The 6,210-nt window shown below is 42.1% G+C and carries 4 protein-coding genes; all 4 read right to left on the bottom strand.

The annotated features are described in order from the left end of the window. Window positions 1-131: 131 nt before the first annotated feature. Complete coding sequence (locus tag ACR0QN_RS13820) at window positions 132-650, bottom strand: [Fe-Fe] hydrogenase large subunit C-terminal domain-containing protein (RefSeq protein ID WP_432651807.1); 519 nt, start codon at window positions 648-650, stop codon at window positions 132-134. A 374-nt stretch (window positions 651-1,024) separates the two neighbouring features. Continuing rightward, complete coding sequence (locus tag ACR0QN_RS13825; RefSeq protein WP_432651808.1) at window positions 1,025-1,852, bottom strand: DUF2268 domain-containing putative Zn-dependent protease; 828 nt, start codon at window positions 1,850-1,852, stop codon at window positions 1,025-1,027. A gap of 401 nt (window positions 1,853-2,253) precedes the next feature. Further along, a complete protein-coding gene (locus ACR0QN_RS13830) occupies window positions 2,254-5,220 on the bottom strand; it encodes an ABC transporter ATP-binding protein/permease (RefSeq protein WP_432651809.1) in 2,967 nt (988 codons plus the stop codon). Between the two features lie 69 nt (window positions 5,221-5,289). Beyond that, on the bottom strand, window positions 5,290-5,916 hold the full coding sequence (locus ACR0QN_RS13835; RefSeq protein ID WP_432651810.1) for a TetR/AcrR family transcriptional regulator: 627 nt from the start codon (window positions 5,914-5,916) through the stop codon (window positions 5,290-5,292). Between the last annotated feature and the right edge of the window lie 294 nt (window positions 5,917-6,210).

Below are 6,210 nucleotides of genomic sequence, written 5' to 3' on the forward strand. Positions count from 1 at the left end.
ACTGCGCCCTTTTGAGGAAAAAGGGCAATAATAGAGGGGATTTTGTGGTCAAATAGAGGCTGTTTCGGCTTTTGACACGGAAAATTTTCCTCATATAATTCCGCTTGTTTAAATACCAGGGTTTTTAGAGGTTACCTTATGTAAATTGCACCGCAGAGGATCGGGCTGTGAACGGGCGAAAGATATGGAATAAGTTCGTGCCTGTATTTCAGTATGTAGTCCGTAAGTGCAGCGCAGGGATGAGAAATAATCTTTCCGACCCGTTTTTCTTTAATGGCTTTCAGATGCATATATGTGCATATGTCAGCTCCGAAAGATACGTCGTATATTTTATCGGCGCCGTATTTTCTCAGCATTTTAAGGACGTTTTTCCAGCTGCTGCCAAAAGCCACACGAACAGATGGAGCCACAAGCAGCGTGACCTTCTTTCCGCTTTTGATATCACCGAAAAACCGTCTGGTATCATCATCGTAATATCTTGCATTGTGGGAACAGGCTTCGACGCAGGCTCCGCAGCGGATACAGTTTTTTTCATTCACGTCAATAACGTCTCTGCCCTCAATACGCTGGGAAATGTTGGCGTCATTAACGGGACAGGCTCTGATGCAGGCGTTGCAGCCCACACACATAGTCGGGTCGATCCTTATCATAATTTTGCCTCCTGACAGGAAAACACCGTGTCGATTTCATAGACAGCAGCTTCCCTGAAAATGTAAAATTAAACGTCTGTTTAAAAAGCAGATGTCGAAAATTGACAATGTAACAATTACATTACACATAAAAATGTACAAAAAGTCAAGTTGTTTGAATAAAATTTGACGTTTTGTAAAATTGTTAAAGGCAAATTAGTTATGATAGAAAAAATTTTTACTTTAACACAAAAGATCAAAGAGAAATTTTGGCAATAAATTACATAATTGCTTTTTTGAGAAATATTCTGAAACCGTATTCACAAAGCAAATGTGCTATAAGCAGATATAGAACATTTAAGCTTTCCAGCTTTTGTTTCAGCCCCGGTACAAAGTCAGTTTGTTCCGAAAAGCTCTGCCGGACTATTTTTCAATATCTCCGTTACACTTCCGCCAAGCTGTTTTAAACAGTTTTGCACCAGCATATATCCTATAGCATAGCCTGCACACCAGGGAATATCATCCTCCTCAGAGCCAAACATATATTTGTCATAATCAACATTAGTTTCATTGACAATGTTTTTATAATGCTTTTCCCAAAGGAAACGCTTATCGTCTTCCGACAAGCCAAATATCCATAAGGGCTTTAAGGAGGGATACATCTCCAGAGCAAAGCTGTCCGCTTCACCGTCTATGAAAAGTGAATTGATAAAGCTTCCGTCAAGCTTTCCGCCGTTTAAAACATACCAGTAATTTCCCCAGACAGTATGGTGATATTCGTGAGCAAAAACGTATTTTATCCAGTCTTCGTATCCGTCGATAAGCGGATTTATTTTAATATATAGATTTCCGAATAAAGATGTGCCCACAACTCCGTTTTGCTTTTCATTAACGGTAATATCCCCGTTGTCTGACGGAAAGAGCACAACAGTGATCGGGTCATCATCAAAATTGGGCAGAATTTTCGTTACTCTTTCAAATTCTTTCTCAAGTTTCCCGATATCAATGCTTTGCATTATTTCTGCCTGCCTTTTAAGAGCAGTCATATCCATTACCGCTGCCGGCTTTCTGTCACTGAGATCAAAAGGCGCATAACAGAATAGCTTTTCCCAGTACGGAGCGACTACAATATTTTCCCACGCCTGTTCCTTATCCTGCCCTGAGAAAACGGCTTCTATATATTTCAAGGATTCATTCACGGTATTTATAATTTCAATTTTCATTTTTTTATTCCTTTTTAGAGTTTTGTGATTTGAAAAGCAAATCAAGGCGGCAGCCAACAAATTATTTTGTCATTCTCAAAGCCACAGGATCTACACAGCTTTATTGCTCCCCTGTTCTGTTTTTATATCTGACGTTTCAAGCATATTTTCACCTGTCCTTTCAGCGATATTTCTGTTCAGTATCTCTTATCAAAAGACTGTTTTTCTGATGTTCATATAATTACACTTCTCCGTTTATGTCCGAGTTTACCATATTATAGCAGATATACACGTAAATGTCAAATTTTTAAACAGCAAGCGTATTTTTTGAACAGACAAGCAAGGATAAATAGGCAGAGCGCAATAAAACAAGACCGCTATACCGATTAAAATCGTTATAACGGTCTTGATATTAAATAATACTATTCTGTCCTGAGCGCCTCAACAGGGTCCTTCTTTGAAGCAACTCTCGAGGGGATAAGTCCTGCGATAAGAGTAAGCACCATACTTATAGCCACAAGAATTATCGCCGCCTGAGGAGGAAGAAAGGCTTTAAGTCCCTCTATGTTCGTCAGATCATAAACAATAGCGTTTATTGGTATTATTGCAAGATAGGACACTCCGACACCTATAAGTCCTGAGGTAAGTCCCACAAGCAGGGTCTCTGCATTGAAAACTGTGGAAACATCGTGTTTTGAAGCGCCTATTGCACGTAGTATTCCGATCTCTCTTGTCCTTTCGAGAACCGAGATATACGTGATGATACCTATCATAATTGACGATACCACCAGAGAAATGGCAACGAAAGCAATGAGCAGATAGGAAATTCCGCTGATGATATCCGTTATGGAGGACATAAGGAGAGCCACATAATCGGTATAATGTATTTTGCTGTCCTCATCAGCTGAATCATTGTACTCGGATATCCTGTCGGAGATCCTGTCCTTTTCAGCAAATGATCTTGCATATATCTTTATTTCAGACGGATCGTCAAAATCTACCTTTCCAAGAAGTGAAAGGTTGTCGTCATAAGTGGAAGAAGAAAATTCTTCGGGAGTGTATTCATCGAAAACAAGAGCGTACTGACTGTCGGTGAATTCTGTGTTATCCATTGCCATTGCAAGCTGTTCAGCGGTCATTGCGGCAAGCTGCTGCTCTGCCTGTGCGGCATACTGCTTAGAGTACTGCTCTTTTACAGCGTCTCCTGCATAGCCGTAAAGTGTTTCATCGTCCATCTGGCTGATGTAAGAGGAGACAGAGTCCGCTTCAACACCCATCTGCTGTGAATAGGAGCTTGCCATCTGTTCCTCAAGGTCTTTTCTTGTTACCTGAGAAAGATACTGCTCAACATAAGCGCTGACCTCATTTTCATCGGGCTGGGAAGATATAAATCTGAATACGTCAGCCTTTTCGGAAACGCTGAGTCCCGAAATATATTCCTTTGCTGAAGCCGCTTTTTCGGCGTCGGAGGGTTCAATGTAATCATCGGTCCTGAAAGCAAGTCCCGATATCACGTCTGTGAATTCGTCCGCAAACTGTTCCTTGACGATTTCGCTTTCGTTTGTCTTGTTGATGACATAATCGGTAAGCGCCTTGGTATAGCCAATATAACCTGTCAGCATTGCAGCGGTGGAATTCTCGGAAGGACGAATAAAGCCTGTTATTTTCAGCTTTGTACCGATATCGTCCGAACTATATATGTAATCAAGTCCTGTTTCGGTCTGAGTAAGGTCAACATATCCGCTGCCTGTTTCGCTGCGCTGATAATATTCGCAGGGAAGAATGAGCTTATATTCCTTGCTGCATATCTCATCAAAGCTCCATTCAGTAACGCCGTAATCCTCGATCATTTCGCCGTTCATTGCAGCTTTGACGATCTCGGGCATATCGTCGTTGTTCTTAAATCCCAGTGAATACATTATGATATCGGGGATTTCGTTGTCCTTTGTAAGAACGACGACTATTTCGTCATAGTTCTGCGGCCAGCTTCCGTAAACAAGATCGTACTGATTTGTAAGTATCACGGTTACGCTGTCAGGCTCATCTCCGGGGAGAAGATCCTCAAAAATGTCCAGCTGTCCCATAGGCGACATCTGCATTGCTGAACTCATAGCTGCGGAAGAATCAATATCCACTCCCATTGCATTCTGATAAAACTCTGTAAACTCGGACTTTATTACCTTGCCTGAAGGATCCTTTGTAAAAACAGGCATCTGAACATCATAGCAATAAGCAATGGAGCTTGCATTTTCCGATATGGTTTCATCGTTTTCAAGGAGATCCTTTACGGCGGTCATATCGTTTGTCTGCTTTGCGGAGGAGTTCAGAGTGTTGAATATCTCGTATACCGCCGTGTTTGAATAAACCTTTTGCGGAAGTTCGGTTTCTTCAGCATCATTTCCGCCGGTACCTCTGCCTGTGCTTTCCATTATCGAATTCATAAGTCCTGCGGTATCGGCGGTCTCTCTGTAAATATCAATCGGATAAGAGGAAAGAGTATCCTCCTGGATACCGTTTATATAGTCGTTTATACCTGTTGAAAGTGAAAGAATTAGCGCAATGCCAATAATGCCTATTGAACCTGCAAAAGCAGTCAGGATAGTACGTCCCTTTTTTGTCAGCAGATTATTGAGAGAAAGTGACACAGCAGTAAAGAAGGACATCGAAACTCTTTTTTTCGCTGCTTCGGCAGGAGCGTCCTCCTTTGAAGGGGTATAGGGATTGGTGTCGCTTGTAAGAGTGCCGTCCTTTATTCTTACGATACGGTTTGCATACTGTTCCGCAAGCTCGGGATTATGGGTGACCATAATGACCAGCTTGTCTTTGGCTATCTCCTTGAGCAGCTCCATTACCTGTATACTGGTCTCGCTGTCAAGAGCGCCTGTAGGCTCGTCTGCAAGAAGAATATCGGGGTTGTTGATAAGCGCACGGGCAATTGCCACTCGCTGCATCTGACCGCCTGACATCTGGTTGGGCTTTTTATGCAGCTGATTTCCCAGTCCAACCTTTTCAAGGGCTTCAACGGCTCTTTTTCTACGCTCCGCCTTTGATACTCCCGAAATGGTAAGAGCAAGCTCAACATTAGCCAGAACGGTCTGATGAGGAATAAGGTTATAGTTTTGGAAAATAAAGCCGATAGAATGATTTCTGTAAGCGTCCCAGTCTCTGTCCTTGTAATTTTTGGTTGAAACTCCGTTGATTATCAGATCTCCCGAGGTGTAATGGTCAAGGCCGCCTATGATATTGAGCATAGTGGTCTTTCCGCAGCCCGAATGACCGAGTATGGCGATGAATTCGTTTTCACGGAATGTGATTGATACTCCGTTCAGCGCTGTTACGGCGGTGTCGCCCTCACCGTACTGCTTTACGATGTTTTTCAGCTGAAGCATTGACAGCTATTCTTCCTTTCCTGATAATTTATATTAACCGCCGCAAGACATATCTTCCGGCGGTTAAGATCATTTCCAGAGACTTACATAATAATTTATCATTTTTCGGCGGTGTTCGGGATCGTCCAGCAGTTCTTTGTCGATATCAAGAATTCTCAGAAGAGTATAGTTTACAAGCAGAGCTTTAATGGTAAGCGCTGTGGTTTTGTAATCTATATTTTTTATTTCTCCCGAGTCGATGCGCTTTTTCAGCAGTTCCTCAAACCGGTCGCCGAGGCTGCCGAGGAGTCTGCAAATATCGTCTTTGGAGATAAAATTACGCACTTCGCTTTCCTTGACAACTATCCTTATAATGTCGATATGCCCCGAAACCACGGAAGCAATGGTCGTGAATATCCTGTCAAGAGCTTCCTCTATGGGCAGGATATCCATATCCTTGTCATTTTCAAACTGTGTCAGCTTTTCAGATACGCCTGAAAGCTCCTCTTTCAGTATTTCACGGAACAGTTCTTTTTTGCCGTCGGGAAAATAGTGATAAAGCAAGCTTTCGGAAATATTTATACTCCTGCTTAAAGCACGGACAGCGGTTTCCTTGTATCCTTTTTCGGAGAATGCTTTTTTTGCCGCTTCGATAAGACGGCGCTTTGTGGCTTCCGCTTGTTCTTTGCGGATATTGCCGCTGCTTTTTTCAGCCATATGATTTTCCCCCATAAATTTTAATTTAACAAATGTTCAATGAATATTATAATACCGCAAAGAGATAAAGTCAATGCAAATATTGTAATTTTCAGCATACTTTCACATTTTTATCACTAATACATTTGTGAAAAAACCGCTTCCCGGAAACACTTTGGAGTGCCCCCTGTCAAGTAGACAGCTGAAAAAACAAAAGAATATTTAGAGTTTGTTCAAATCCACCCTGCTGCGCAGCAGGGTGGATTTTTTACGCCGCCGCTGCCGAGTGATATTCCATAGGTGTCATACATTTCA

It is taken from the genome of Huintestinicola sp. (assembly GCF_050874005.1).
Lineage (GTDB): Bacteria > Bacillota > Clostridia > Oscillospirales > Ruminococcaceae > Huintestinicola.